The organism is Pseudomonas sp. LB3P31 (assembly GCF_054897945.1).
In genome coordinates, this window is sequence record NZ_CM142710.1 from 3,698,405 (window position 1) to 3,724,678 (window position 26,274).

The following is a 26,274-nucleotide window of genomic DNA, read 5'->3' on the forward strand; positions in this document are numbered from 1 at the left end:
GCATCGTCGCCATCGCGAGCAGGCTCACTCCTACAGTGGAACGCTTTCCAATGTAGGAGTGAGCCTGCTCGCGATGGCGGTATCAGCCGCGTAGAGAGATTACCGGCCAGCCACGCTTCTCAGCTTCAGCACGCAAGTTATGATCCGGATCGACAGCCACCGGATTCACCACCTGCTCCAGCAACGGCAAGTCATTCATCGAGTCGCTATAGAAGTAGCTGTCTTCCAGCGAATGCCCGGTCTCTTCCAGCCAGCGGTTCAGCCGGGTGACCTTGCCTTCACGGAAGCACGGCACGTCGGTGCTGCGTCCGGTGTAACGGCCCTCAACTATCTCGCACTCGGTGGCGATCAGGGTTTCAACGCCCAAACGCTCGGCAATCGGTGCGGTCACAAAACGGTTGGTCGCGGTAATGATCACTAGCTTGTCACCCGCTTCGCGGTGTTTGGCCAGCAATTCCATGGCCTTGGGCAGCACAATCGGCTCGATGCAGTCGCGCATGTAGTCCTGGTGCCACTGAGCCAGCGTGGCCATCTCGGTGCGGCCGAGCACTTCCAGGCAAAAATTCAGGTAAGCGGCGTTGTCCAGCTTGCCGGCCAGGTAATCCTGGTAGAACTCGTCGTTGCGTGTCTTGTAGGCAACGGCGTCGAGAAACCCGCGCTCACACAGGTAATCGCCCCAGGCATGATCGCTGTCGCCGCCCAAAAGTGTGTTGTCCAAGTCGAATAAAGCCAGGCGCATTGCAGTTACTCGCTGAAAAGTCTGTAGAAAGGTCTCCAGAATACGGACTTTTCACAAGAGTGCACATAACGTAGGCCGGCGCGTTGCCGCCTTCACAACCTTTGTGGAACAATGCGGTGACATGCGTTTGCGAGGTTGTTGCCGTGATCGACCCCGATGGTTTCCGCCCCAATGTCGGGATCATTCTCACGAATGATGCCGGACAGGTGCTATGGGCTCGCCGTATCAATCAAGATGCCTGGCAGTTTCCCCAGGGTGGAATCAATCCCCAGGAGACGCCGGAAGACGCCTTGTATCGCGAGTTGAACGAAGAAGTGGGCCTGGAACGCGAAGATGTTGAAATTCTCGCCTGTACCCGGGGCTGGTTGCGCTATCGTTTGCCGCAACGTCTGGTCAGGACGCACAGCCAACCGCTGTGCATCGGCCAGAAACAGAAATGGTTTCTCCTGCGCCTGATCTCCAACGAGCAGCGGGTGCGGATGGATTTGACCGGTAAACCGGAGTTCGATGGCTGGCGCTGGGTCAGCTATTGGTATCCGTTGGGCCAGGTGGTGACATTCAAGCGCGAGGTGTATCGACGCGCTCTCAAAGAGCTTGCCCCGCGCCTTTTAACGCGCGACTGACGACGGAGTTCGACCCCGAGCCATGCTCAATACGCTGCGCAAGATCGTCCAGGAAGTTAACTCCGCAAAGGATCTCAAGGCGGCGTTGGGGATTATTGTGTTGCGCGTAAAAGAGGCCATGGGCAGCCAGGTCTGCTCGGTCTATCTGCTTGACCCCGAAACCAACCGCTTCGTCCTGATGGCCACCGAAGGCTTGAACAAGCGCTCGATCGGCAAGGTCAGCATGGCGCCCAACGAAGGTCTGGTTGGCCTGGTCGGCACGCGTGAAGAACCCCTGAACCTCGAGAACGCGGCGGATCACCCGCGCTACCGCTACTTCGCCGAGACCGGCGAAGAACGCTACGCCTCCTTCCTCGGCGCACCGATCATTCACCACCGCCGCGTTGTCGGCGTGTTGGTCATCCAACAAAAAGAACGTCGCCAGTTCGATGAAGGTGAAGAAGCCTTCCTCGTGACCATGAGCGCACAGCTCGCCGGCGTTATCGCCCATGCCGAGGCCACCGGCTCGATCCGCGGGTTGGGGCGCCAGGGCAAGGGCATCCAGGAAGCAAAGTTCGTCGGCGTGCCAGGTTCGCCGGGTGCGGCGGTCGGTACCGCGGTGGTCATGCTGCCGCCGGCGGATCTCGACGTGGTGCCGGACAAGACCATCACCGACATCGACGCCGAACTCGGGCTGTTCAAGACTGCCATTGAGGGTGTGCGCGCCGACATGCGTGCGCTGTCGGCCAAGCTGGCGACCCAGCTACGCCCGGAAGAGCGCGCGCTGTTCGACGTCTACCTGATGATGCTCGACGATGCCGCGCTGGGCAGCGAAGTCACCACCGTGATCAAGACCGGGCAGTGGGCCCAGGGCGCATTGCGTCAGGTAGTGACCGATCACGTCAACCGTTTTGAACTGATGGACGACGCCTACCTGCGTGAGCGTGCGTCGGACGTCAAGGACCTTGGCCGACGCCTGCTCGCCTACCTGCAGGAAGAGCGTCAGCAAAACCTGGTCTACCCGGAAAAAACCATTCTGGTCAGCGAAGAACTGACGCCGGCAATGCTCGGCGAGGTGCCGGAAGGCACGCTGGTCGGCCTGGTCTCGGTTCTGGGTTCGGGTAACTCCCACGTCGCGATCCTGGCCCGGGCCATGGGTATTCCGACGGTGATGGGTCTGGTCGACCTGCCGTACGCCAAGGTCGACGGCATCGAACTGATCGTCGACGGTAACCGCGGCGAGGTCTACACCAACCCCAGCGACGTGCTGCGCAAGCAATTCGCCGAGGTGGTGGAAGAAGAGAAACAACTGGCCCTGGGCCTCGACTCCCTGCGCGACCTGCCGTGTGTGACCCTCGATGGCCACCGCATGCCGCTGTGGGTCAACACCGGCCTGCTGGCGGACGTGGCGCGGGCGCAGAAGCGTGGCGCCGAAGGTGTGGGCCTGTACCGCACCGAAGTGCCGTTCATGATCAACCAGCGCTTCCCGAGCGAGAAAGAGCAGCTGGCGATCTATCGCGAACAGCTCGCCGCCTTCCATCCGCAGCCAGTGACCATGCGCAGCCTGGATATCGGCGGTGACAAGTCGCTGTCGTATTTCCCGATCAAGGAAGACAACCCGTTCCTCGGCTGGCGCGGTATTCGTGTCACCCTCGACCACCCGGAAATTTTCCTGGTGCAGACCCGGGCGATGCTCAAGGCCAGTGAAGGCTTGAACAACCTCCGCATCCTGCTGCCGATGATCTCCGGCACCCACGAACTCGAAGAAGCCCTGCACCTGATTCACCGGGCCTGGGGTGAGGTGCGCGACGAAGGCTGCGACGTGCCTATGCCGCCAATCGGCGTGATGATCGAGATTCCGGCGGCGGTTTACCAGACCAAGGAACTGGCACGGCAAGTGGATTTCCTCTCGGTCGGTTCGAACGACCTCACCCAGTACCTGCTGGCGGTGGACCGCAACAACCCGCGGGTCGCCGACCTCTACGACTACCTGCACCCTGCAGTACTGCAAGCCTTGCAGAGCGTGGTGCGTGACGCCCATGCCGAAGGCAAGCCGGTGAGTATCTGCGGCGAGATGGCCGGTGATCCGGCCGCGGCAGTGTTGTTGATGGCGATGGGTTTCGACAGCCTGTCGATGAACGCCACCAACTTGCCGAAGGTGAAGTGGATGCTGCGCCAGATCAATCTGAGCAAGGCCAAGGAATTGCTGGCCGAGCTGATGACCATCGATAATCCGCAGGTGATTCACAGCTCGCTGCAGTTGGCGCTGAAGAACCTCGGGTTGGCGCGGATCAATAATCCGGCGACTGCGAAGGTTGTTTAAAAGTCTGATGGCCTCATCGCGAGCAGGGCTCACTCCTACAGTGGATTTATGCGAGCCGGCTCCTGTGCCGGCCACAAAACCTGTAGGAGTGAGCCTGCTCGCGATAGCGCCAGTCCTGACAGCGCAAATCTAAACGCTGACCTCAACCTCCCCCAACCGCCCCCCATACGGCCCAAAACTCCTCTCAACCATCAACCGCGTCCCATCCGCCTGCACAATCAACGCCGTACTCGCCCGGGTCCCATAAGTCGGGCTGGCAATAAACACGCTCGACAACAACGTCTCGGTCGCCAGCCCCACTCCGGTATCCGGCAGCTCGGCAAAGCTCGCCGTCTGCGAGTCGTTCAGCAGTTCAAGCAGAGCCTCCGGCTGCGGATCCTCCAGGTTCCGCTCCAGCGCCGCCCGGGCCTTGAGCAGCTTCGGCCAAGGGGTGTCGAGCCCGGCATTGGATAACCCATAGACACCCGGCTGCAACATCACTGCCTCGAACTCCCGGGCATTGAAATGCCACAGCTCGTGACTGTTGCCAATCAGTAAGTTAAACCCGGCATATTCCACCGAACGTCCGACAACGTCGGCTAAATAGTCATCAATCGGCGTATCGCCGCTGAGAAAACGCGCCACCAGTTCGCCACGGGATTTGCGCGCCGGCGGTTGATGAGGGTCACGGATATTGGTCAGCGCCGCAAAGCGGCCATTGGCACCAATACCCAGCCAGGTACCGCCGGCCTCCAGGTCGCGACCGGCGTGCACATGCGGTGCTTGCGGCCACTGGGCCAGGGGCAGGCTGGGGCGTGCGTAGAACTCGTCGCGGTTGGCCGCCACGATCAGCGGCTGGGTGTGACCTGGCCGCCAGGCAAAAACAATGAGGCACATAGGGTAGTCCTGGGCGTTTTTTGTCCACTCTACCCAGTCATCGTCCGTCGATCCATCGCCTTGCACAGTGGAGCCTTTGCCCCTGCATCCGTTACCATGCCGCACCTGTTTTGACGATGCTAGGGATACGGCCATGGAATTTCTGCTCTACCTGGCGCTGGGCGCTTGTGCGGGCGTGCTGGCCGGGCTGTTCGGAGTGGGCGGCGGGATCATTATCGTCCCGGTGCTGGTGTTCAGTTTCACCCTGCAGGGTTTCGACTCCTCGATCCTGACTCACCTGGCAGTCGGTACTTCCCTGGCGACGATCATCTTCACCTCGGTCAATGCCGTCCGCGAGCATCATCGCCGTGGCGCCGTGCGTTGGCCGATCTTCGCCTGGATGACCGTTGGCATCCTGATGGGCGCCGGTTTCGGTGCACTGACGGCCGAAGCGATCTCCGGGCCGAACCTGCAGAAAATCATCGGTGTATTTGCCCTGGTGATCGCCGCGCAGCTCGCCCTGGATGTCAAACCCAAGGCCAGCCGAACGGTCCCCGGGAAAGTCGGTCTGACCCTGGCCGGCAGCGTGATCGGCTGGGCGTCGGCTATTTTCGGCATTGGCGGCGGCTCGTTGACCGTGCCGTTCCTGACCTGGCGCAGCGTGCCGATGCAGCAGGCGGTGGCGACCTCGTCGGCGTGCGGACTGCCGATTGCGTTGGCCAGTGCTTTAAGTTTCATGATTCTGGGGTGGCACGATCCATTGTTGCCAGCCCATAGTCTCGGTTTTATTTACTTGCCGGCGTTGCTGGGCATTGCCCTGACGAGCATGTTCTTCGCCCGGGTGGGTGCGCGACTGGCTCACCGGTTGTCGCCCAAGTTGCTGAAAAGACTGTTTGCCGCTTTGCTGTTCTGCGTGGGACTGAGCTTCCTGCTTTGAAGCGCTGCGCAATGCTGGCTTAATCCTGGCGTGACAGCGTCACCGGGGAATTTTTGAAGGTTTCAACTCTAACGAGGAGTCGCAATGCTGCCTTACCCGCAGATCGACCCGGTGGCCCTGGCCATCGGTCCGCTGAAAATCCACTGGTACGGTCTGATGTACCTGATCGGCATCGGCGGCGCTTGGTGGCTGGCATCGCGCCGGCTGAACCGCTTCGACCCGACCTGGACCAAGGAGAAGCTCTCCGACATGGTGTTCTGGATGTCGATGGGCGTGATCGTCGGCGGGCGCCTGGGCTATGTGTTGTTCTACGACCTGCACTCCTATCTGGCCAACCCGACGCTGATTTTCGAAGTGTGGAAGGGCGGCATGTCGTTCCACGGCGGCTTTATCGGCGTGATGCTGGCAGCGTTATGGTTTGGTAAGAAGAACAACAAGTCGTTCTTCCAGCTGATGGACTTCATCGCGCCGATGGTGCCGATCGGCCTGGGTGCCGGGCGTATCGGCAACTTCATCAACGCCGAATTGTGGGGCAAGGCCACCGACGTGCCGTGGGCGATGGTGTTTCCTACCGACCCGGCGCAATTGGCCCGTCACCCGTCGCAGCTGTACCAGTTCGCCCTGGAGGGCGTGGCGCTGTTTGCGATCCTGTGGATTTTCTCCCGCAAGCCGCGGCCAACCATGGCGGTATCCGGAATGTTCGCGCTGTTCTACGGCATCTTCCGATTCATCGTCGAATTCGTCCGCGTACCGGACGCGCAACTGGGCTATCTGGCCTGGAACTGGCTGACCATGGGTCAGGTGCTGTGCGTGCCGATGATTGTCGGCGGGTTGTTCCTGATCTGGCTGGCGTATTACCGCGCCCCGGCAGCTCCGGCGGCAGCTGTATAAATTCGAACCCCGGGACCGCGGTCCCGGGTTCAAGGACACAGGTAACTCATGAAGCAATATCTTGAACTGGTCGCCCACGTCATCAAGAACGGCACCAAACAGGCCAACCGTACTGGCGTGAACACCATCAGCTTTCCCGGTGCGATGCTGCGTTACGACCTGCAGGAAGGTTTTCCGGCGATCACCACCCGCCGCATGGCCTTCAAGTCGGCCATCGGCGAAATGTGTGGTTTCTTGCGTGGGGTGAACAACGCCGCCGAGTTCCGCGCGCTGGGCTGCAAAGTCTGGGACCAGAACGCCAACGAAAATGCGCAGTGGCTGGCCAACCCGTTCCGCCAGGGTGAGGACGACCTCGGCGAGATCTATGGCGTGCAATGGCGCAAATGGCCGGCGTACAAGCAGATCCCGGTCAGCAACCAGGCGGCCATCGAGCAGACCTTGAACCAGGGTTACCGGCAGATCGCAGCAGGCGAAGAAGGCGGCCAGGCTTACGTGGTGCTGTACAAGGCGATCGACCAGATCCGCCAGTGCGTCGACACCATCATCAAGGACCCGGGTAGCCGGCGTATCCTGTTCCACGGCTGGAACGTCGCGCAGCTGGATGAAATGGCCTTGCCGCCGTGCCATCTGCTGTACCAGTTCCACCCGAACGTGGAGACCAGGGAGATTTCCCTGACTTTGTTCATCCGTTCCAACGACCTGGGCCTGGGCACTCCGTTCAACCTCACCGAGGGCGCCGCGCTGCTGAGCCTGATCGGCCGCCTGACCGGCTACACGCCGCGCTGGTTCACCTATTTCATTGGTGATGCGCACGTGTACGAGAACCACCTGGACATGCTCAACGAACAGCTGACGCGTGAGCCGTTCCCGATGCCGAAACTGGTAATCAGCGACCGTGTGCCGGAGTTTGCCAAGACCGGTGTCTATCAGCCGGAGTGGCTGGAGTTGATCGAGCCTGGCGATTTCTCGCTGGAAGGCTACCAGCACCACGCGCCAATGACCGCGCCGATGGCGGTCTAAGCCCGAACACTCTCCCCTGTAGGAGCTGCCGAAGGCTGCGATCTTTTGATCTTGATATTCGGTGTCGCCGCTGTAGCCAAGATCAAAAGATCGCAGCCTTCGGCAGCTCCTACAGTGGGGATTGTGGTGTTTCAGTGACCGTGGCTTCGGCCTACATGCGAATGCTCCACCTCCGTCGCCACCACACCACCACTCACTTCCAGCCGCTGCAAAATCCCGCACTGCTCACTCCCGGGCCCCTCGCTACAGCGTTGGCGCAGGTCGAGCAGTTGTGCCTGTAATGCCAGCAACCCGTCGATCCGCGCCTTGACGTGATGAATGTGCTCGTCCACCAGCGCGTTCACGCTTTCGCACTGATCCTGCGGACTGTCGCGCAATGCCAGCAGGCTGCGGATTTCCTCGAGGGTCATGTCGAGGGTGCGGCAGTTGCGGATGAAGGTCAGGCGCTCGGCGTGGGCCTGGGTGTAGACGCGATAGTTACCGTCACTGCGCGCCGGCTCCGGCAGCAAGCTCTCGCGCTCGTAATAGCGGATGGTTTCCACGGCGCAGTCGGTCAGTTTGGCCAGCTCTCCGATCTTCATGGCGGCAATCTCCAAATAGGTGCTTGACCCTATAGTGGCTACAGGGTCTTTACTTGGCAACAGGCACCTACATGGACGCAACCAATGAGCGATTCCCAGCACATCCACAAACCCGGTGATGATCACGACCATGACCATCCCCACGATCATGGCCCCAAGCAGCCTGTGCAAAAGCACGACCACGGCAGTCATGGCGATTCCTGCTGTTCCTCCAAAGCGGCTACGCCTTCGCTGATCAAGTTGAGCGCAAAGCCGACTGACGGCGCGCGGCTGAGCAGTTTCCGCATCGACGCGATGGACTGCCCTACCGAACAGACGCTGATCCAGAACAAACTCGGCAAACTGGCAGGTGTGCAGCAGCTCGAGTTCAATCTGATCAACCGTGTGCTGGGTGTAACCCATGACCTGCCGAGCACTGCGCCAATCATCGAGGCGATCAAGTCCCTCGGCATGCAGGCCGAGCCACTGGAGGCGGGCGTTGATGCCCCCGCGCCGGCGGCCGAGAAAAAACCATGGTGGCCGTTAGCGCTGTCCGGGGTCAGCGCGCTGGCCGCTGAAGTCATCCACTTCACCAGTGCGGCACCTGATTGGGTGGTGGCAGTCATCGCGCTGGTCTCGATCCTCAGCGGCGGCCTGAGCACCTATAAAAAGGGCTGGATCGCGCTGAAGAACCTCAACCTGAACATCAACGCGCTGATGAGCATCGCGGTGACTGGCGCGATCCTGATCGGTCAGTGGCCGGAAGCGGCGATGGTGATGTTCCTGTTCACCGTGGCCGAGTTGATCGAGGCCAAGTCCCTGGATCGGGCGCGCAACGCCATCAGTGGTTTGATGCAAATGACGCCCGAGCAGGCCACGGTGCAGCAGGTCGACGGCAACTGGATTGAACAGGAGGTCAAAACCATCGAACTGGGCTCGCGGGTGCGGGTGCGGCCCGGCGAGCGGATTGGCCTGGACGGTGTCGTGGTGTCGGGCAACTCGACCATCGATCAAGCGCCGATCACTGGCGAAAGCCTGCCCGTAGAGAAAGGCGTCGGTGACAAGGTGTTCGCTGGCACCATCAATCAGGCCGGCTCACTGGAGTATTCCGTCACCGCTGCGGCCGACAATTCGACGCTGGCGCGAATCATCCATGCCGTCGAACAGGCGCAAGGAGCGCGGGCGCCGACTCAGCGGTTCGTCGATCAGTTCTCGAAAATCTACACCCCTGCGGTGTTTGTGCTGGCCCTGGCCGTCGCGATAATTCCTCCGTTGTTCATGGGCGCGGTGTGGTTTGACTGGATCTACCGAGCGCTGGTGTTGCTGGTGGTCGCCTGCCCTTGTGCGCTGGTGATTTCCACTCCGGTGACCATCGTCAGCGGCCTGGCGGCAGCGGCGCGCAAAGGCATTCTGGTCAAGGGCGGGGTCTACCTCGAGGGCGGCTACAAGCTCGACTACCTGGCATTGGACAAGACCGGCACCATCACCCATGGCAAGCCGGTGCAGACTGACTACCTGTCGCTCGACCCGACCGCCGACGCCTCGGCGCCGGCGATTGCGGCAGCACTCGCAGGGCGTTCGGACCACCCGGTATCGCTGGCGATTGCCAGTGCGGCTGTGGATAAACAATTTGCGCCGCTGGTTGTGGATAACTTCGAAGCCCTGGCCGGTCGCGGCGTACGCGGCGAGATCAATGGGCAGACCTACCATCTGGGCAACCACCGGCTGGTGGAAGAGCTGAACCTGTGTTCGCCCGAGCTGGAAGAAAAGCTGTTTGCCCTGGAAAAACAGGGCAAGTCCGTGGTGCTGCTGCTGGACGCTTCAGGTCCGCTGGCGCTGTTCGCAGTGGCTGATACGGTGAAGGAGTCCAGCCGCGAAGCGATCCAGCAACTGCACGCCCTGGGCATCAAGACCCTGATGCTGACCGGCGACAACGTCCACACCGCCCAGGCGATTGCCGCACAAGTCGGCATCGACGAAGCCAAGGGCGATCTGCTGCCGACCGAGAAATTGCAGGCCATCGAAGCACTTTATGCACAGGGGCATCACGTCGGCATGGTCGGCGACGGCATCAACGATGCACCGGCACTGGCTCGGGCCGAGATCGGTTTCGCCATGGCGGCGGCCGGTACCGATACTGCCATCGAGACCGCAGATGTCGCCCTGATGGACGACGATCTGCGCAAAATCCCTGCGTTCATTAGCTTGTCGCGCCAGACGTCGAGCATTCTCAAGCAGAACATCGCGCTCGCATTGGTGATCAAGGCGATCTTTCTTGGGGTAACCTTCGCCGGGATCGCCACCATGTGGATGGCGGTGTTCGCCGACATGGGCGTGAGCCTGTTGGTGGTGTTCAACGGTTTGCGCCTGTTGCGCAAATAAGCGATGAGGGATGGGTGTGCTGAGTGCCGAGCTGAAGGCGTTTTACATGGTGGCCCGCCTGGGCAGCATCACCCAGGCGGCGAAAAAGCTCGGCCTCAGCCAGCCCACGGTGACCACGCAGATTCGTAATCTGGAAAGCCAGTACTCGGTCGAGCTGTTCTACCGTGGCGGTCGCCGCCTCACGGTCAGCGACGAAGGCGCGCGGCTGCTGCCGATGGTCAAGGCGCTGATGCAGCAGGAGGCGGACATCGAGTTCTTTCTGCGCAACAGCGGCCAGGTTCAAGGCACCCTGCGCATTGCGGCCACGGCACCCTATTACATTCTTGATCTGGTGAAGACCTTTCGCGAGCGCTTGCCTCAGGTGGAAGTGTCAGTGGAGATCGGCAACTCGCAGCAGGTGCTTGAAGCGCTGGAGGAATACCGCGTCGACGTCGCCGCGTCTTCGCAGTTGCTGGACGATGCGCGCTTGATCCGTCGGGTGCTTGGCACCGATCCGCTGGTGCTGGCGGTGCATCGCAATCATCCGCTGGCGGTGCACGATCATGTGCCGCTCAGCGCGCTGGCCGGGCATACTTTGTTGATGCGTGAACCGGGCTCGACTACCCGGCGGATGACCGAGGAGTTGCTGGCCAGTGCCGGGGTGGGTTTCGGGCCGCTGCTGGAGATCGGCAGCCGCGAATCGATCCGCGAGGCGGTGCTGCGCAACATTGGCATCAGCATCATTGCTCGTCAGGAAGTGCCGCATGACCCGCAGTTGCGGGTGCTGACCATCGAGAATGCACCGCAGATTCCGGAGTATCTGTATTGCCTCAAGGAGCGCAAGGGCGCGCGGTTGCCGGCAGCGTTTCTGGGGTTGGCGCAGGAAATGGCTCCGGCCTGAGATTCTCATTGCCGCTGCCGGCCTCTTCGCGGGCAAGCCCGCTCCCACAGGGTTCGGTGGTGAACACCAGATTTTTGGACACCACTGACCACTGTGGGAGCGGGCTTGCCCGCGAAGGCGTCGGGTCAGGCAGCGCAAGACTTGAACTCTTGAACCCAAATCCCTGAATACCACTATCGGCCTTTTTTGCCTCACTGCCACATGACGTACGCATTACATCCCTAGGATGACTCTCATCTGCTTGATGAGGTCCATCCATGAACCACTCGATCGCAACTGCCCTGACTAACCCCGGCGCTCCGATGAAAGTGCGCGGCGTGCAGAAACGCTTTGGCGCTTTTACCTCGCTGGATAACGTTTCCCTCGACGTGGCAGCCGGCGAGCTGGTGTGCCTGCTGGGTCCATCGGGTTGCGGCAAGACCACCTTGCTGCGCTGCATCGCCGGCCTGGAGCAACAGGACAGCGGCGAGCTGTACCTCGGTGATCGCGACGTCTCACACCTGGCGCCCCAGGCCCGGGACTACGGCATTCTGTTTCAGTCCTACGCCTTGTTTCCCAATCTCACCGTCGAGGCCAACATCGCGTATGGCCTCGCCGGCAGTGGTCGTGATGAAGTGCGCAAACGTGTGGGGCAGATGCTGGAGTTGGTCGGTCTGATCGGCAGCGAGAAAAAGTACCCAGGCCAGCTGTCTGGCGGCCAGCAGCAACGTGTCGCACTGGCCCGGGCATTGGCGCCATCGCCTTCGCTGCTGCTACTGGATGAGCCGATGTCGGCCCTCGATGCCCGGGTTCGCGAGCACCTGTGCACCGAGCTGCGCCAACTGCAGCGCAACCTCGGCATTACCACCCTGATGGTCACCCACAACCAGGATGAGGCCATGCTGATGGCCGACCGCATTGCCGTGATGAACAACGGCAAGGTCGAGCAGTACGCCACTCCGCAGGAGATCTACGACCGTCCGGCCACGCCCTTTGTCGCGGAGTTCGTTGGCCAGGGCAACTGGCTGCCGTTCAGCCGCAGCAGTGACAGCCATGCCCAGGTCGGCGGGATGAACATGCGCCTGGCCGAAGGCAGCGCAAAAACCGCCTCGGGTCGTTTGTTCTGCCGCCCCGAGGCCATAAACGTCAACCCGCCGGTGCATGAGGAAAACCTGTTCCCGGCCAAGGTGCGCGAGATCACCTTCCTCGGCAATCGCTGCCGCATGAGCTTTGAACTCGATCAACTGCCGGGTCATGCATTGCTGGCCGAACTGGCGCCGGAAGCCATGCCGCGTCTAGGCGCTCAGCAAATCATGGTCGCGTTGCCGCCGCGTAGCCTCCAGGTGTTTGCCTGATGAGTGCGAACATCGCGCTGCCGCTACCGCGCAAGCAGGTTCGGCAGGCCTCCCGCGCCGAGATCGGTGACCGGCTGTTCGTGGTGGGCGGCAAGGTTGTGTTGCTGGTGCTGCTCGCCGTCGCGGTATTGATGCCATTGCTGGCGATCTTCTGGCGCGGTTTCAGCTCCGAGGCCGGGCAGGGCGGTGGCCTGGTCGCTGCCCGTGAACTGGTGACCAGCGCGAATTTCCACTGGCTGTTGGGCAATAGCCTGAAAGTTTCCCTCAGCGTTGCGGCGATTGTCGTACCGCTGGCCTACCTGTTTGCCTACGCGCTGCAACGTACGCTGGTTCCGGGCAAAGGCATCTGGCGCGGCATTTCCCTGCTGCCGCTGATGGCTCCCTCGATGCTGCCAGGGATTGCCCTGGTGTATCTGTTCGGCAACCAGGGCATGCTGCGCGGCTTGCTCTCGGACAACATCTACGGCTTCTGGGGCATCGTGCTCGGCGAGGTCATCTACACCTTTCCACACGCTCTGATGATTTTGCTCTCAGCCCTGTCCCTGGCGGATGCGCGACTGTTCGACGCCGCCTCCAGCATGGGCGCGAGCCCGGCGAAAGCCTTTCGCAGCATCACCTGGCCGGCGACGCGTCAGGCCGTATTCGCGGCGTTCTGCCTGGTGTTCACCCTGACCATTACCGACTTCGGCGTGCCCGTGGTGGTTGGCGGCGACTATCAAGTGCTGGCACTGGAAGCCTACAAGGCGGTCGTCGGCCAGCAACAGTTCGGTCGCGGCGCGCTGATCGGCATGGTCCTGCTGCTGCCTGCCCTCTTCAGCTTTGGCGTCGATGCCTGGCTGCGTCGCCGTCACGGCGACTCCATGAGCGGGCGGGCCCAGGTCTTCAAACCGCTGCCATCGAAGCTGCGGGACAACTGCTACCTGGCGATCGTGATGCTGATCTGCGCGGTGCTGTTGCTAGTGTTCGGCATGGCGGTGTTCTCGTCGCTGGTGAAATTCTGGCCGTACAACCTGTCGCTGTCGCTCAACCATTACCAGTTCAACGACACGGCGGGCGGTGGCTGGCTGGCCTACGGCAACAGCGTGAAGATGGCCTTGTGCACTGCGCTGATCGGCAGCGTGCTGATCTTCACCGGCGCCTACCTGATGGAAAAAACCAAGGGCCAGCGCGGGTTGAACCTGACCCTGCGCATGCTCAGTTTTGTACCGATGGCGGTGCCAGGCCTGGTACTTGGCTTGGGTTACGTCTTCTTCTTCAATCTCACCGGCAACCCGCTGCATGTGCTCTACGGCACCATGACGCTGCTGGTGGTGTGCACGATTGCGCACTATTTGACCACCGCACAAATGACCGCCACCACCGCGCTGCGTCAGCTGGACGCCGAGTTCGAAGCCGCCGCGCTGTCGCTCAAGGCGCCGCTGTACCGGCACTACCTGCGGGTCACCGTGCCGATCTGCCTGCCGGCGCTGCTGGACATCGTGCGCTACCTCTTCGTCTCGGCAATGACCACCGTCTCGGCGGCAATCTTCCTCTACAGCCCCGACACCATCCTCGCGGCGGTGGCGGTGCTGAACATGGATGACGCCGGCAACGTCGGTGGTGCCGCAGCAATGTCGACTCTGATTCTGTTCACCTCGGCGGGCGTATCCCTGCTGCTGGCCTGGGCTTCGCGCGGCTTGCTGCGCCGGTCCCAGGCCTGGCGGCAGACTGCGCCTGGCAATTGATTTCCACTCCCGCAACCTCAACTCAACAGGAAAAGATCATGTTCAAGCCCCTGGCCCTGGCCGCTGCTGTCCTCACCGCTTTCAGCCTGAACGCCTTCGCGGCGAAAACCGAGTTGACGGTGTACACCGCTCTCGAAGCCGAGCAACTCAAGACCTACAAAGAGGCGTTCGAGAAAGCCAACCCTGACGTCGAGATCAAGTGGGTACGCGACTCCACCGGCATCATCACTGCCAAGCTGCTCGCCGAAAAAGCTCGCCCGCAGGCGGATGCCGTCTGGGGCCTGGCCGCGTCGAGCCTGGCGATTCTCGACCAGCAAGGCATGCTGCAGAGCTACGCACCGAAAGACCTGGGCAAGATCGGCGCCAATTACCGTGACGCTGCCAACCCGCCGGCCTGGGTCGGCATGGATGTCTGGGCCGCGACCATCTGCTTCAACACGGTCGAAGCCGAGAAGCAGGGCCTGACCAAGCCGGTGAGCTGGCAGGACCTGACCAAGCCTGAGTACAAAGGCAAGATCGTGATGCCGAACCCGGCGTCGTCCGGCACCGGTTTCCTCGACGTCAGCGCCTGGTTGCAGACGTTCGGTGAGAAGCAGGGCTGGGCCTACATGGACGGCCTGCACCAGAACATCGGGCAATACGTTCACTCCGGTTCCAAGCCTTGCAAACTGGCGGCGTCCGGTGAATTCCCGATCGGTATTTCGTTTGAATACCCGGCCGTTCAACTCAAGCGCCAGGGCGCTCCGCTGGACATCATCCTGCCCAAGGAAGGCCTGGGCTGGGAGATCGAGGCTACTGCGGTAATCAAGGGCACTCAGCACGAAGAGGCGGCGAAGAAACTGGCTGATTTCTCCGCCAGTCCGGCGGCGATGGAGCTTTATAAAGAGAACTTCGCGGTGCTGGCGCAACCGGGGATTGCCAAACCGCAGACTGAATTGCCGGCGGATTACGAGCAGCGTTTGATCAAGAACGACTTTGCCTGGGCGTCGAAGAATCGCGATGAAATTTTGACCGAGTGGCGCAAGCGGTATGACGGCAAGTCCGAGAAAGTGGCTGCCAAGTAAGATCTCTATTGGCTGATAGGGCCTCTTCGCGAGCAAGCCCGCTCCCACATTGGATTTATGATCGACATGAATCCCCTGTGGGAGCGGGCTTGCTCGCGAAGGCGGTTCCGAACTCTGGATAATCTCCATGACACAACACAACGACATGCTGATCATAGGCGCCGGCATCCTCGGCCTGTCCCATGCCTACGCCGCCGCCCGACGCGGCCTCAAGGTCCGGGTTTTCGAGCGCAGCGAAACCCCTCTGGGCGCCTCGGTGCGCAACTTCGGCCAGGCTCTGGTCACCGGCCAGCCACCCGGCCAGATGCTCAAACTGGCCAAGGCCAGCCGTGATATCTGGGGCCAATGGGCGCAACTCGCCGGCCTGCAGCTTAAGCGCAACGGCTCATACCTGTTCGCCCGCACTGAAGCAGAAGAAGCATTGCTCGAAGCCTTCTGCGCCGGCCGCGCTGTGGAACATGATTACCGGGTAGACCTGTTGCGCGGCGCAGCTCTGCGCGATCTGTACGGTGGGCAGTTCCGCCATCACCGGGCCGCGCTGCATGGTTTGGAGGATCAGCAGCTGTATTCCCGGGAAGCGATTCCGGCGTTGATCGACTACCTGCGCCGCGAACTCGGTGTCGAGTTTCACTTCTCGACCCTGGTGCGCGAAATTGAACCAGGCCGTTTGCATAGCACCGCCGGCACCTTCAGTGCCGGGCAGATCATCGTCTGCTCCGGTCACGATTATCAGACCTTGCTGGCCGGGCCCATCGCCGAGCTCAACCCGCAAATCTGCCGCCTGCAAATGCTGCGGGCGCGCCCGCAGGTCAACCTCAACCTGCAGCATGCGCTGCTCACCGGCCTGAGCTGCGTGCACTACGGCGCATTCGCCGATCTGCCGGAAGCAGCGCCAGTGCAGGCGCAGATTCTGCGCGAGGCACCGCACCTGCATGAAAACGGTATTCACCTGCTGATCAGCCCGACGCCTTATGGCGAGTTGATCATTGGCGATTCGCACCACTACGGCAGCGATGCTTCGCCCTTTAATACCGAGCAGGTGGATGACTACATGATCGAACTGGCTGAGCAGACGCTGGGCTGCAAGATCAAGGTGGTGGAGCGGTGGCAGGGTGTCTATGGTTCACGAGGGCCGGCGCCATTTTCGTTCCTGCGCCCGGCAGTGGGCGTGAGTGCGGCGTTGATGCACAGTGGAGTCGGCATGAGTGTCGGGCCGGCCATGGCCGAACGTAATGTCGCGACCTTGTTGGGGGAATGAAGATGGGCCGCAATGAGCAAGTGATCGACGAAGTGTTCGGGTTGTACGAGCGATTTGGCGACAGCGATTACATCGGCGAGCCGGTGTCGCAGATCGAACACATGTCCCAGGCGGCCCAGCTGGCGATGGCTGAGGGCTTCGATGATGAGGTGGTGCTCGCGGCGTTTTTCCATGACATCGGGCACATCTGTACCGACAGCGCGCAGAACATGGGCGGTTTCGGTACGGTGAGCCACGAGCGGTTGGGCGCCGATTACTTGCGTCGCGCAGGTTTCAGCGAACGCATGGCGCGATTGGTGGAAAATCACGTTCAGGCCAAGCGTTATCTGACACTTGCAACGCCGGGGTACTACGAGCGACTGAGTGAGGCCAGCCGTCGGACCCTGGATTACCAGGGGGGGGTTATGACTGCGGCGGAGGCTGAGGCGTTTGAACAGGACCCGCTGTGTGCCGTCAGTTTGCGCATGCGGCACTGGGATGAGTTGGCGAAGGAAATGTGGGTGCCGGTGATTGATCTTGAGGTGTTGAAACGCAAAGCCGCGAACTTGTTGTCCGGCGAGTGGGCTGAGCCTTCCTAAGTCGTCATAAAAAAGCAGAATTTTCCGACACGGTCCATGTGCTGAGGACTGCATCGCACAACTGCCGCAAAGAATAGCGTTGGGTTTTCTCAATTTGGATGGAGTTCTTATGCGCTATTTGCACGTGACAGCCCAGGATCGTCTTCGTAATGGAGCTGCGGATACCGTGTTTCTGCACTTTTTGGAGCAGCCCGAAGCGGGAGGGGCAGTAATTCCCGGCAACACGGCGTTCGCGCTCGACATTAATGGCGACGGCAAAGTCGAGTTCAAGATAGGGGATGTGACAAACAATGGCCGAGAGAACACGGCAGACGAACGGCTGCTGGAAAGTTTCGCCAATATTTACCTGAAATTGAACTGGTTCAATCGCGGAGCGATCTGGCATCGATACCTTAAAATTTATGCCGAAGATTTTTATGCCGATGGCACCCCGGATACGGTACGACTGCATCTTCATGAAGGAGGGCCTGTCGCAGACAAGACCAGCCTGGTGTCCTGGCATGCGGCTTATGATCTGGACAATGACGGCAAGCTTGAATGGAACATTCACCACGACATCAATCAGGACGGGGTCATTGACGATGTGGATGATCGTCTGGTGCAGCGACTGGCCGAGGTCTTCCTCAAGTTTCGCTGGAAATGATTGCCTGAACTCTATTCATATTTGCTGCGCCAGTACTTCGATTTGCTCTTGCCTTTCTGCATGATTCAATCTCGCGTGCGGATTCAGCGACGACCATTGCGGATGCGCCCGAGCCTTGTTCAGGGGGTCGGGCAGTTTGCCTTCGCGCCAGGTCTTGTCCAGTGGCGTCGCGACCTGGATGCTCTCCATCGCCGCATGCCCGCGCACGTTCAGCGCTTGCAGCAGCTGTCGCTGGCGCAACGCCAACAAACGCAGCACGCTGTCATCCACCGTCAGCTCGCGCTGGCCCTTGATCTTGCCCAGCAGGCGGCTGCCGTAACTACGCGCGGTTTGCAGGGCGCCGCCGGCGATTGCTCCGGCCAGGGCTGCGGCGCCCAGGGTCAGGCCACCGACCAGCAGATCGACCCCGGCGCCAGCCGCTGCACCGGCGGCGATGCCACCGCCCACCCGCACCCCCAGTTGCTTGAGGGTTTCGGAGTTGAACAGGTCATCACCCCAACGCCCATCGAGCAACGGCAATTCACTGGCTGCGGCATCTTGCGGGCGGAATGCGTAGAGCTTGAGCAGCGCCTCGACGCAGCGCTGTTCACGCTGGCGCACCGCCTTGCGCAGTTCGCTGATCGCCTGCTGTTCCTGTTCAGCTTCGGCGACCACACTGCGTCGGCACGCGGCGCAATCGATCAACAACTCGGCAATCAATCGCGCAGCACTCTGCTGGCGGGCCAGGCGCTGGGCTTGCTGATCGGCGATCAGGCGCTCCAGTTGCGGCCGGGCGTTTTCCAGCAGCAGTGCGAGGCTTTCATACAGGCGCCGTTCGCCATCTTCCGGCGGCGCGACGCTATCGAAACGCACCAGGGCATGCAGACCCAATCGCGCCAGCGCTTCGCGCCAATCCGGCTCGCGATGGTTGGCGCTGCTGACAAAGTTCAGCACCGGCAACAGCGGTTTGCCGCAACTCGCCAATACCTCTAGCTCATCGCGGTATTTGGATAACACCGGTTCCCGGGCATCGATCACATACAGGCCGGCATCGCAGGTGAGCAGCTGGCGCAGCACCTTGGCTTCCTGTTCGAAACGCTGCCGGGCCTCGCTGCCTTCCAGGAATCGGGCCAGCCGCGCCGGGCCATCGAGGCGTTCGCCAGGGCGCTCCAGGCGTTCGAGATAATCGAGCAGGGCGATGGCGTCTTCCAGGCCCGGGGTGTCGAACAGGTCCAGTAACGGCTCGCCATCCACCGACAGGCGCGCCCCTTCGACATGCCGGGTAGTGCTGGGCCGATGCGAGACTTCGCCGAACCCGACGTCCCGCGTCAGGGTACGCAGCAACGAGGTCTTGCCAACGTTGGTGTGCCCCACCACGGCCAGTTTCAGTGGTGGTTGTCGCGAGTCAGTCATGGCCAGTCTCCAGCCAGTTCAATGGCGCGCTGTCAGCGAACGGCAGGTCCAGCTGTTGCAGTGCCCCATGCCAATCGCCTAGACGCTCGGCATCCAGCGCCTCGCCAGGTGGCGCCTGCAGCAGCCAGACGCGGGTGGCGCCAGCGTTACGCGCCAGTTCCGCGATCAGCGCCAGGCTGCCGCGGTCCGGTGAGCGGCGTGGATCGCAGGCGATGGCCAGGCGCGCGGGTGGAAAGCGGCTCAGTTGTTCGAGGAGTTTGTGGCGCGATTCACGGCTGTCGAGGATCCCGGCGTCGCTGACGTTTTTTGGCAGTTGTGGCGGCCACGGGCGCTGATTGTCCAGCTCGATCGCCACCAGCAACGCGCCCTCGCTTTGCAGTTCGCTGGTGCTGCTTTGCACTTGATGCAGTTGCTCCGGCGCGGCATCGCTGATGCCCAGTCGTTCGCTGCTGGGCATCAGCCGTTCGCGCAGCTGGGCGTACCCCGGCAGGTTCAGGTCCAGGCGCAATTTCGCCTGACCGGTTCTCCAGCGCCACAGGCAGAACAGGGCCAGCAGCAAGCGCGGCAACACCCCGTAGACCACCAATACGCCAACCAGCCAGGTGGCCCAAGCCTGCCGGGCGCTTTCGATGTTCAGCGCCGCATCGCCGCTGGCGCGAATCATCTCGACCGTTGGAATGTTGAAGCCGAGCAAGGCGGGCAGGGCGCCCAGGGCTTGAGTCATGGCGACGAAGGTGTCAGCGCTGAGCAGGGTAGTTTCCCAGACGAAGCCATAACGCCGGGTGGCCATCAGCGTCAGCAACATTACCAGCGCACTGAGCATCGCCAGCAACCATAGGCCGTTGACCAGCAGGCCGATTGCCCAGCGATTGAGCTTCTGCCGTTGTAACAGCAGCAGCAACGCAGGCGGCAGTTGTGCAGCCTTGGCGTCCCGCGCGAGTTTTTCACTGAGCCACAGCCACAAGCGCCCGAGGCTGGCGCCGTGCTCACCGGCGAATATCAGGCCAAGCGCCCAGCTCAGCAACAAGATCAGGTTTAGCCCGAGCAGGCTGCCCAAGGCCCAGAACACGTTGACCGGGGGCTGTCCGTCGCCCAGCGCGGCAAAGGCCAGGCCGGCGCCGCTGATGATTGCCAGTACGGCAAGGACGATCAGCGCCAGTCGCGCGCCTTGCAGCCAATGGGTGAGGGCGCTGGACAGGCCGTCGCGTTCCGCCAGCCACAGCGCCCGGCGTTGAATCCGTGCCGGCAGGTCACCGCCCGCGTTGCGAGCAATTCGGTTGGCTTCCAGATCATCCAGGGCCCCGGCGTGTTCTTCACGCAGGCGGATGGTTTCCGTCAGCCAGAGGTTAGTCAGTTCAGTCACGCGGCATCCCGTCGCTCAATTGAGCGGTGAGCATAACCGCTGCAGCGCTTGTCGGGGGGCTACATTGCGAGAAGCTGAGGCTCTGGTATCCTCGCCGGCATGACTAAATCACTCCCCCTCAGCCTGATCGCAGCCCTCGGTGAAAACCGTGTGATCGGCGTCGACAACAGCATGCCCTGGCACTTGCCGGGGGACTTCAAATACTTCAAGGCCACCACCCTGGGCAAGCCGATCATCATGGGTCGCAAGACTTGGGATTCCCTGGGTCGCCCGCTGCCGGGGCGGTTAAACATCGTGGTCAGCCGTCAGGCCGATTTGCAACTGGAGGGCGCGGAGGTTTATCCGTCGCTGGAGGCCGCGGTGGTTCGGGCGCAGGAATGGGCGAACGAGCAGGGTGTCGATGAGGTGATGTTGATTGGCGGGGCGCAGTTGTATACGCAGGGGATGACGCAGGCGGATCGTTTGTATCTGACCCGTGTGGCGTTGAGCCCGGAGGGTGATGCGTGGTTTCCTGAGTTTGATCTGGGGCAGTGGCAGCTGGTGTCGAACGTGCCAAACCCCGCAGAAGGCGACAAGCCGGCGTACAGCTTTGAGGTTTGGGAAAAGGCCTGAAAGACCGCAGCCTGCGGCAGCTCCTACAGCGGTGGATCACATATTGCGTGAACACCGCTACACCCTGTAGGAGCTGCCGAAGGCTGCGATCTTTTGATCTTGTGTATCAGGCCTGAGCCAACTCCGAATGCTCATCCGCATCCAGCAGCTCTTTATCCGTCTGCTGCATGATCTGGCTGGTCACCGCGCCCGCTGCAATCGAACCACTCACGTTCAACGCCGTGCGGCCCATGTCGATCAGCGGCTCAACCGAGATCAGCAGCGCCACCAGTGACACCGGCAAGCCCATCGCCGGCAGCACGATCAGTGCGGCGAATGTCGCGCCTCCGCCAACCCCGGCCACTCCAGCGGAACTCAACGTGACAATCGCCACCAGCGTCGCGATCCACAGCGGATCCAGCGGATTGATACCCACGGTTGGCGCCACCATCACCGCCAACATCGCCGGGTACAAGCCGGCACAGCCATTCTGGCCAATGGTCGCACCGAACGAAGCGGCGAAACTGGCGATGGACTGCGGAATGCCCAGGCGGCTGGTCTGCGCTTCAATACTCAACGGAATCGTCGCAGCACTCGAGCGGCTGGTGAAAGCAAACGTCAGCACCGGCCAAATCTTGCGGAAGAAGCGCAGCGGGTTGATCCCGGCCGCCGACACCAGCACGCCATGCACCACGAACATCAGGCCCAGGCCGATGTACGAAACCACTACGAAACTGCCGAGCTTGATGATGTCCTGCAAGTTGGAACCGGCGACCACCTTGGTCATCAGCGCCAGCACACCGTAAGGGGTCAGCTTCATCACCAGGCGCACCAGGCGCATTACCCAGGCTTGCAGGGTGTCGATGGCGTTGATCACTTTCTGACCTTTCTCGACGTCATCCTTGAGCAACTGCAAGGCAGCGACCCCGAGGAAGGCGGCGAAGATCACCACGCTGATGATCGAAGTCGGCTTGGCGCGCGCGAGGTCGGCAATCGGGTTCTGCGGGATGAACGACAGCAGCAGCTGCGGCACATTGAGGTCCGCGACCTTGCCGGCGTAGTCGGTCTGGATGGTTTGCAGGCGGGCCATTTCCTGAGTGCCGGCGACCAGGCCCTCAGCCGTCAGGCCAAACAGGTTGGTCAGGCCGATACCGATCAGCGCGGCGATGGCCGTGGTGAACAGCAGCGTGCCGATGGTGAGGAAGCTGATCTTGCCCAGCGACGAAGCGTTGTGCAGGCGTGCCACTGCGCTGAGGATCGAGGCGAACACCAAGGGGATCACGATCATCTGCAGCAATTGCACATAGCCGTTGCCCACCAAATCGAACCAGCCTATCGAGGCTTTCAGTACCGGGTTGCCAGCGCCATAAATGGTGTGCAACGCCACACCGAACGCCACGCCCAACACCAAAGCGAGCAAGACCTTCTTGGCCAGGCTCCAGTTGGAGTGACGGGTTTGCGCCAGGCCGAAGAGCAAGGCAAGGAATACCAGCAGATTGAGGATCAGCGGCAGATTCATGAAAACTCCGAGAGAGACTTGTGCTCGCTGCCTCGTGGGGCAGCTGCGAACCGGCAAGCCTAACAGCTTGAAAACTAATGATTTAATATCAAAAACGCATGGCAACTGTCGTTTTTGGAATAAGCACTTGTCGCTCTGGGGAATGCAGCTGGCGCAATAGGGACGTGGGCGGTCGCAGGCAGGCGGGGACTGTCACACCAATTTGGTAGCGTCGAACTCTTTGAATCAGGGAGAACAGAAGATGAAGCTAGCACCGAAATTTTTGCTCGCAGCACTTTGCCTGGGCCTTGCTGGCCAGGCTTTTGCCACGGATCTGAAGCACTGGCCGGCCGATCAGGCCAAGGCGCTGGACGCGATGATTGCTGCCAATGCCAACAAGGGTAACTACGCGGTGTTCGACATGGACAACACCAGTTACCGCTATGACCTTGAAGAGTCGTTGCTGCCGTTCATGGAGAACAAAGGCCTGATCACCCGCGACAAGCTCGATCCCTCCCTGAAGCTGATCCCGTTCAAAGACACCGCCGAGCACAAGGAAAGCCTCTTCAGTTATTACTACCGTCTTTGCGAGCTCGACGACATGGTCTGCTATCCATGGGTCGCGCAGGTGTTCTCCGGCTTCACTCTCAAAGAGCTCAAGGGTTATGTCGACGAGTTGATGGCGTCGGGCAAACCGGTACCGGCCACTTATTATGAAGGCGACGTGGTGAAGAACCTCGACGTCAACCCGCCGAAAATCTTCACCGGTCAGAAAGAGCTCTACAACAAGCTCATGGAGAACGGCATCGAGGTCTACGTGATGACCGCCGCGTCGGAAGAGCTGGTACGCATGGTCGCCTCAGACCCGCAGTACGGCTACAACGTCAAGCCGCAGAACGTGATCGGCGTGAGCCTGCTGCTCAAGGACCCCAAGACCGGCGAACTGACCACCGCACGCAAGCAGATCACCGCCGGCAAGTATGATGAGAAGGCCAACCTGGGCCTTGAGTTGACCCCGTACCTGTGGACTCCTGCGACCTGGATGGCGGGCAAGCAGGCGGCGATCCTGACTTACATCGATGAGTGGAAAAAACCGGTGCTGGTCGGCGGCGACACGCCAACCAGCGATGGTTTCATGTTGTTCCACAGCGTCGACGTGGCCAAGGGTGGTATCCACCTGTGGGTCAACCGCAAGGACAAATACATGACCCAGATTAACGGCATGATGGCCAAGCATGCTGCGGCCCAGGCTAAGGAAGGGTTGCCGGTGACTGCGGACAAGAATTGGGTGATCGTGACGCCGGCAGAAATCCAGTAGGAGCTGGCGAAGCCTGCGATCTTTTGATCTTGATCTTTCCGAGGCCTGCGCGGTACCCGGAAAAGATCGCAGCCTGCGGCAGCTCCTACAGGGGATCTCTGTAAACAAAATGCCCCGCACATGGCGGGGCATTTTTTGTTCAACAGTTAAGCATTACAACCCATCAAGCATCGCCTTGTTACGCACAGCACCCTTGTCAGCGCTGGTCGCCAACAGAGCGTAAGCCTTCAGTGCCGTGGTCACCTTGCGTGGACGTTTTTCCACCGGTTTCCAGCCTTTCTGATCCTGCTCGGCACGGCGCCCGGCCAGTTCCTCGTCGCTGATCAACAGGTTGATCGAGCGGTTCGGAATGTCGATCAGCACCTTGTCGCCGTCCTGCACCAGACCAATCGCACCACCCGCTGCCGCTTCCGGCGAAGCGTGGCCGATGGACAAGCCCGAAGTGCCGCCAGAGAAACGACCGTCGGTGAGCAGGGCGCAGTCTTTGCCCAGGCCCTTGGATTTCAGGTACGACGTCGGGTACAGCATTTCCTGCATGCCCGGGCCGCCTTTCGGGCCTTCGTAACGGATGATCACGATATCGCCGGCCTTCACTTCGTCGGCGAGGATGCCGCGTACGGCGCTGTCCTGGCTTTCGAAGATCTTCGCGTTGCCTTCGAACACGTGGATCGACTCGTCGACCCCGGCGGTTTTCACCACGCAGCCGTCCACGGCGATGTTGCCGTAGAGAACGGCCAGGCCGCCTTCTTTCGAGTAGGCGTGTTCGACGCTGCGGATGCAGCCGTTTTCACGATCATCGTCGAGAGTTTCATAGCGGGTCGACTGGCTGAACGCGGTTTGCGTCGGAATGCCCGCTGGACCGGCCTTGAAGAAGTGATGCACCGCTTCGTCGTCGGTCTGGGTGATGTCCCACTTGGCAATGCCTTCGGCGAGGGTCTTGCTGTGCACGGTCGGCAGGTCGGTGTGCAGCAAGCCGCCGCGGGCCAGCGAGCCGAGGATGCTGAAGATCCCGCCGGCACGGTGCACGTCTTCCATATGGTACTTCTGGATGTTCGGCGCGACTTTGCACAGTTGCGGCACGTGACGGGACAGACGGTCGATGTCGCGCAGGTCGAAATCGATCTCGGCTTCCTGGGCGGCAGCCAGCAAGTGCAGGATGGTGTTGGTGGAACCGCCCATGGCGATGTCCAGCGTCATGGCGTTTTCGAACGCCTTGAAGTTGGCGATGTTGCGCGGCAGAACCGACTCGTCGTTGTCGTGGTAGTAACGCTTGCACAGCTCGACGATGGTGCGGCCGGCCTGCAGGAACAACTGCTCGCGGTCGCTGTGGGTCGCCAGGGTCGAACCGTTGCCCGGCAATGCCAGGCCCAGGGCTTCAACCAGGCAGTTCATCGAGTTGGCGGTGAACATGCCGGAGCACGAACCGCAAGTCGGGCAGGCGCTGCGCTCGTACTCGGCGACTTTCTCGTCAGAAGCGCTGGAGTCGGCGGCGATTACCATGGCATCGACCAGGTCGAGGCCGTGGGAAGCGAGTTTGGTCTTGCCGGCTTCCATAGGGCCGCCGGAAACGAAGATCACCGGGATGTTCAGGCGCAGCGCGGCCATCAGCATGCCAGGGGTGATCTTGTCGCAGTTGGAGATGCAGACGATGGCGTCGGCGCAGTGGGCGTTGACCATGTATTCGACGGAGTCGGCGATGATCTCGCGACTCGGCAGCGAATACAGCATGCCGTCGTGGCCCATGGCGATGCCGTCATCCACGGCGATGGTGTTGAATTCTTTTGCCACTCCGCCGGCGCGTTCGATCTCGCGGGCGACCAGTTGGCCCAGGTCCTTGAGGTGGACGTGGCCCGGTACGAACTGGGTGAAGGAGTTGGAAATGGCGATGATCGGCTTTTTGAAGTCGTCATCTTTCATCCCCGTTGCGCGCCACAGTGCGCGGGCGCCGGCCATGTTGCGGCCATGGGTGGATGTTTTCGAGCGGTAATCAGGCATGAAGCACTCCGGGCGGCTAATCAGGTATCAAAAGGGAAGTGAGCTTCTATTGACGTCTGGAACACTCAGAAATGGCCGTGTGTCCGGAAGTTGCCGATAACTTTGCGGGATCGCCGCGCGCTTCAGCTTGAGCTCATAAACCCGCCGGGGGATGACTGGCGATGAATCAGCCGATTCTACACGGCTGGCGGCGGGAGGGAATGGTGGGACGTGTTGAGACAGCGCTTACGAGACGTGCGGAAGCGTAAACAGCGCTATCTGGCGTAGGAGCTGCCGCAGGCTGCGATCTTTTGATCTTCACCGGCCGCGCCATAGAAAGATCAAAAG

General features: G+C 61.2%; 22 protein-coding genes. 15 read left to right on the forward strand and 7 right to left on the reverse strand.

The window, feature by feature from the left end:
- Positions 1-82: 82 nt before the first annotated feature.
- Positions 83-739 carry a histidinol-phosphatase gene (locus ACYZTK_RS16740; protein ID WP_462010901.1) on the reverse strand — a complete coding sequence of 219 codons (657 nt, stop codon included), beginning with the start codon at positions 737-739 and terminating at the stop codon, positions 83-85.
- 143 nt (positions 740-882) lie between these two features.
- Here ACYZTK_RS16740 and ACYZTK_RS16745 point away from each other — a divergent pair, with 143 nt between their 5' ends.
- Positions 883-1,362 carry an RNA pyrophosphohydrolase gene (locus ACYZTK_RS16745; protein WP_007945562.1) on the forward strand — a complete coding sequence of 160 codons (480 nt, stop codon included), beginning with the start codon at positions 883-885 and terminating at the stop codon, positions 1,360-1,362.
- 22 nt (positions 1,363-1,384) lie between these two features.
- On the forward strand, positions 1,385-3,664 hold the full coding sequence (gene ptsP, locus ACYZTK_RS16750; RefSeq protein ID WP_462010902.1) for a phosphoenolpyruvate--protein phosphotransferase: 2,280 nt from the start codon (positions 1,385-1,387) through the stop codon (positions 3,662-3,664).
- A 129-nt stretch (positions 3,665-3,793) separates the two neighbouring features.
- Here ptsP and ACYZTK_RS16755 read toward each other — a convergent pair whose 3' ends face one another.
- Positions 3,794-4,540, reverse strand: a complete 747-nt coding sequence (locus ACYZTK_RS16755) for an NRDE family protein (RefSeq protein WP_462010903.1) — start codon at positions 4,538-4,540, stop codon at positions 3,794-3,796.
- 133 nt (positions 4,541-4,673) lie between these two features.
- Between ACYZTK_RS16755 and ACYZTK_RS16760 the strand changes: the two genes are divergently transcribed.
- The 3 genes from ACYZTK_RS16760 (at position 4,674) to ACYZTK_RS16770 (ending at position 7,367) form a co-directional block, all read left to right on the forward strand.
- Positions 4,674-5,456 carry a sulfite exporter TauE/SafE family protein gene (locus ACYZTK_RS16760; protein ID WP_462010904.1) on the forward strand — a complete coding sequence of 261 codons (783 nt, stop codon included), beginning with the start codon at positions 4,674-4,676 and terminating at the stop codon, positions 5,454-5,456.
- An 84-nt stretch (positions 5,457-5,540) separates the two neighbouring features.
- Entirely contained in the window at positions 5,541-6,347 is an 807-nt protein-coding gene (lgt, locus tag ACYZTK_RS16765) for a prolipoprotein diacylglyceryl transferase (RefSeq protein WP_462010905.1), read from the forward strand.
- A gap of 48 nt (positions 6,348-6,395) precedes the next feature.
- Positions 6,396-7,367, forward strand: coding sequence for a thymidylate synthase (locus ACYZTK_RS16770; protein WP_462010906.1), 972 nt, complete (start codon positions 6,396-6,398; stop codon positions 7,365-7,367).
- 131 nt (positions 7,368-7,498) lie between these two features.
- Here ACYZTK_RS16770 and cadR read toward each other — a convergent pair whose 3' ends face one another.
- A complete protein-coding gene (cadR, locus tag ACYZTK_RS16775) occupies positions 7,499-7,948 on the reverse strand; it encodes a Cd(II)/Pb(II)-responsive transcriptional regulator (RefSeq protein WP_462010908.1) in 450 nt (149 codons plus the stop codon).
- Positions 7,949-8,032: 84 nt separating this feature from the next.
- On the opposite strand from cadR, the gene ACYZTK_RS16780 reads away from it, so the two are divergent.
- The 8 genes from ACYZTK_RS16780 (at position 8,033) to ACYZTK_RS16815 (ending at position 17,790) form a co-directional block, all read left to right on the forward strand.
- Positions 8,033-10,309 (forward strand): heavy metal translocating P-type ATPase, encoded by a 2,277-nt coding sequence (locus ACYZTK_RS16780; protein ID WP_462010909.1) that lies wholly within the window; start codon positions 8,033-8,035, stop codon positions 10,307-10,309.
- A gap of 16 nt (positions 10,310-10,325) precedes the next feature.
- Positions 10,326-11,189 (forward strand): LysR family transcriptional regulator, encoded by an 864-nt coding sequence (locus tag ACYZTK_RS16785; RefSeq protein ID WP_462014917.1) that lies wholly within the window; start codon positions 10,326-10,328, stop codon positions 11,187-11,189.
- A gap of 257 nt (positions 11,190-11,446) precedes the next feature.
- The gene (locus tag ACYZTK_RS16790; protein WP_462010910.1) at positions 11,447-12,523 is read left to right on the forward strand and encodes a putative 2-aminoethylphosphonate ABC transporter ATP-binding protein; all 1,077 of its coding nucleotides are present in this window, start codon (positions 11,447-11,449) and stop codon (positions 12,521-12,523) included.
- Complete coding sequence (locus tag ACYZTK_RS16795; protein WP_462010911.1) at positions 12,523-14,247, forward strand: putative 2-aminoethylphosphonate ABC transporter permease subunit; 1,725 nt, start codon at positions 12,523-12,525, stop codon at positions 14,245-14,247. Before ACYZTK_RS16790 ends, ACYZTK_RS16795 begins: the two co-directional genes overlap by 1 nt.
- Before the next feature lie 38 nt (positions 14,248-14,285).
- A complete protein-coding gene (locus ACYZTK_RS16800) occupies positions 14,286-15,311 on the forward strand; it encodes a putative 2-aminoethylphosphonate ABC transporter substrate-binding protein (protein WP_462010912.1) in 1,026 nt (341 codons plus the stop codon).
- Between the two features lie 127 nt (positions 15,312-15,438).
- Complete coding sequence (locus ACYZTK_RS16805) at positions 15,439-16,569, forward strand: TIGR03364 family FAD-dependent oxidoreductase (protein ID WP_462010913.1); 1,131 nt, start codon at positions 15,439-15,441, stop codon at positions 16,567-16,569.
- Positions 16,570-16,571: 2 nt separating this feature from the next.
- Positions 16,572-17,147, forward strand: a complete 576-nt coding sequence (locus ACYZTK_RS16810) for a phosphonate degradation HD-domain oxygenase (RefSeq protein ID WP_462010914.1) — start codon at positions 16,572-16,574, stop codon at positions 17,145-17,147.
- A 109-nt stretch (positions 17,148-17,256) separates the two neighbouring features.
- Positions 17,257-17,790 carry a hypothetical protein gene (locus ACYZTK_RS16815; protein WP_462010915.1) on the forward strand — a complete coding sequence of 178 codons (534 nt, stop codon included), beginning with the start codon at positions 17,257-17,259 and terminating at the stop codon, positions 17,788-17,790.
- Positions 17,791-17,805: 15 nt separating this feature from the next.
- Here the strand turns inward: ACYZTK_RS16815 and ACYZTK_RS16820 are convergent, their stop codons facing one another.
- Complete coding sequence (locus ACYZTK_RS16820; RefSeq protein WP_462010916.1) at positions 17,806-19,182, reverse strand: GTPase/DUF3482 domain-containing protein; 1,377 nt, start codon at positions 19,180-19,182, stop codon at positions 17,806-17,808.
- Positions 19,175-20,545 (reverse strand): DUF2868 domain-containing protein, encoded by a 1,371-nt coding sequence (locus ACYZTK_RS16825; protein ID WP_462010917.1) that lies wholly within the window; start codon positions 20,543-20,545, stop codon positions 19,175-19,177. The genes ACYZTK_RS16820 and ACYZTK_RS16825 overlap by 8 nt, the downstream gene beginning before the upstream one ends.
- Before the next feature lie 99 nt (positions 20,546-20,644).
- On the opposite strand from ACYZTK_RS16825, the gene ACYZTK_RS16830 reads away from it, so the two are divergent.
- Positions 20,645-21,157, forward strand: a complete 513-nt coding sequence (locus tag ACYZTK_RS16830) for a dihydrofolate reductase (RefSeq protein WP_462010918.1) — start codon at positions 20,645-20,647, stop codon at positions 21,155-21,157.
- Positions 21,158-21,263: 106 nt separating this feature from the next.
- Here the strand turns inward: ACYZTK_RS16830 and ACYZTK_RS16835 are convergent, their stop codons facing one another.
- On the reverse strand, positions 21,264-22,655 hold the full coding sequence (locus ACYZTK_RS16835) for an L-cystine transporter (RefSeq protein WP_462010919.1): 1,392 nt from the start codon (positions 22,653-22,655) through the stop codon (positions 21,264-21,266).
- 241 nt (positions 22,656-22,896) lie between these two features.
- On the opposite strand from ACYZTK_RS16835, the gene ACYZTK_RS16840 reads away from it, so the two are divergent.
- Positions 22,897-23,952, forward strand: coding sequence for an HAD family hydrolase (locus tag ACYZTK_RS16840; protein WP_462010920.1), 1,056 nt, complete (start codon positions 22,897-22,899; stop codon positions 23,950-23,952).
- A 153-nt stretch (positions 23,953-24,105) separates the two neighbouring features.
- Here the strand turns inward: ACYZTK_RS16840 and ilvD are convergent, their stop codons facing one another.
- Positions 24,106-25,947: a dihydroxy-acid dehydratase gene (gene ilvD / locus ACYZTK_RS16845; RefSeq protein WP_462010921.1), complete on the reverse strand. Its 1,842-nt coding sequence runs from the start codon at positions 25,945-25,947 to the stop codon at positions 24,106-24,108.
- Positions 25,948-26,274 lie beyond the last annotated feature (327 nt).

What these genes read in the sequence shown, in the direction of transcription:
- lgt (WP_462010905.1), top strand. Translation starts at nt 5,541, where the DNA reads ATGCTGCCTTACCCGCAGATCGACCCGGTGGCCCTGGCCATCGGTCCG.
- ACYZTK_RS16830 (WP_462010918.1), top strand. Translation starts at nt 20,645, where the DNA reads ATGACTAAATCACTCCCCCTCAGCCTGATCGCAGCCCTCGGTGAAAAC.
- ACYZTK_RS16815 (WP_462010915.1), top strand. Translation starts at nt 17,257, where the DNA reads ATGCGCTATTTGCACGTGACAGCCCAGGATCGTCTTCGTAATGGAGCT.
- cadR (WP_462010908.1), bottom strand. Translation starts at nt 7,948, where the DNA reads ATGAAGATCGGAGAGCTGGCCAAACTGACCGACTGCGCCGTGGAAACC.
- ACYZTK_RS16810 (WP_462010914.1), top strand. Translation starts at nt 16,572, where the DNA reads ATGGGCCGCAATGAGCAAGTGATCGACGAAGTGTTCGGGTTGTACGAG.
- ACYZTK_RS16790 (WP_462010910.1), top strand. Translation starts at nt 11,447, where the DNA reads ATGAACCACTCGATCGCAACTGCCCTGACTAACCCCGGCGCTCCGATG.
- ACYZTK_RS16800 (WP_462010912.1), top strand. Translation starts at nt 14,286, where the DNA reads ATGTTCAAGCCCCTGGCCCTGGCCGCTGCTGTCCTCACCGCTTTCAGC.
- ACYZTK_RS16740 (WP_462010901.1), bottom strand. Translation starts at nt 739, where the DNA reads ATGCGCCTGGCTTTATTCGACTTGGACAACACACTTTTGGGCGGCGAC.
- ACYZTK_RS16820 (WP_462010916.1), bottom strand. Translation starts at nt 19,182, where the DNA reads ATGACTGACTCGCGACAACCACCACTGAAACTGGCCGTGGTGGGGCAC.
- ACYZTK_RS16780 (WP_462010909.1), top strand. Translation starts at nt 8,033, where the DNA reads ATGAGCGATTCCCAGCACATCCACAAACCCGGTGATGATCACGACCAT.
- ilvD (WP_462010921.1), bottom strand. Translation starts at nt 25,947, where the DNA reads ATGCCTGATTACCGCTCGAAAACATCCACCCATGGCCGCAACATGGCC.
- ACYZTK_RS16760 (WP_462010904.1), top strand. Translation starts at nt 4,674, where the DNA reads ATGGAATTTCTGCTCTACCTGGCGCTGGGCGCTTGTGCGGGCGTGCTG.
- ACYZTK_RS16770 (WP_462010906.1), top strand. Translation starts at nt 6,396, where the DNA reads ATGAAGCAATATCTTGAACTGGTCGCCCACGTCATCAAGAACGGCACC.
- ptsP (WP_462010902.1), top strand. Translation starts at nt 1,385, where the DNA reads ATGCTCAATACGCTGCGCAAGATCGTCCAGGAAGTTAACTCCGCAAAG.
- ACYZTK_RS16795 (WP_462010911.1), top strand. Translation starts at nt 12,523, where the DNA reads ATGAGTGCGAACATCGCGCTGCCGCTACCGCGCAAGCAGGTTCGGCAG.
- ACYZTK_RS16835 (WP_462010919.1), bottom strand. Translation starts at nt 22,655, where the DNA reads ATGAATCTGCCGCTGATCCTCAATCTGCTGGTATTCCTTGCCTTGCTC.
- ACYZTK_RS16840 (WP_462010920.1), top strand. Translation starts at nt 22,897, where the DNA reads ATGAAGCTAGCACCGAAATTTTTGCTCGCAGCACTTTGCCTGGGCCTT.
- ACYZTK_RS16805 (WP_462010913.1), top strand. Translation starts at nt 15,439, where the DNA reads ATGACACAACACAACGACATGCTGATCATAGGCGCCGGCATCCTCGGC.
- ACYZTK_RS16755 (WP_462010903.1), bottom strand. Translation starts at nt 4,540, where the DNA reads ATGTGCCTCATTGTTTTTGCCTGGCGGCCAGGTCACACCCAGCCGCTG.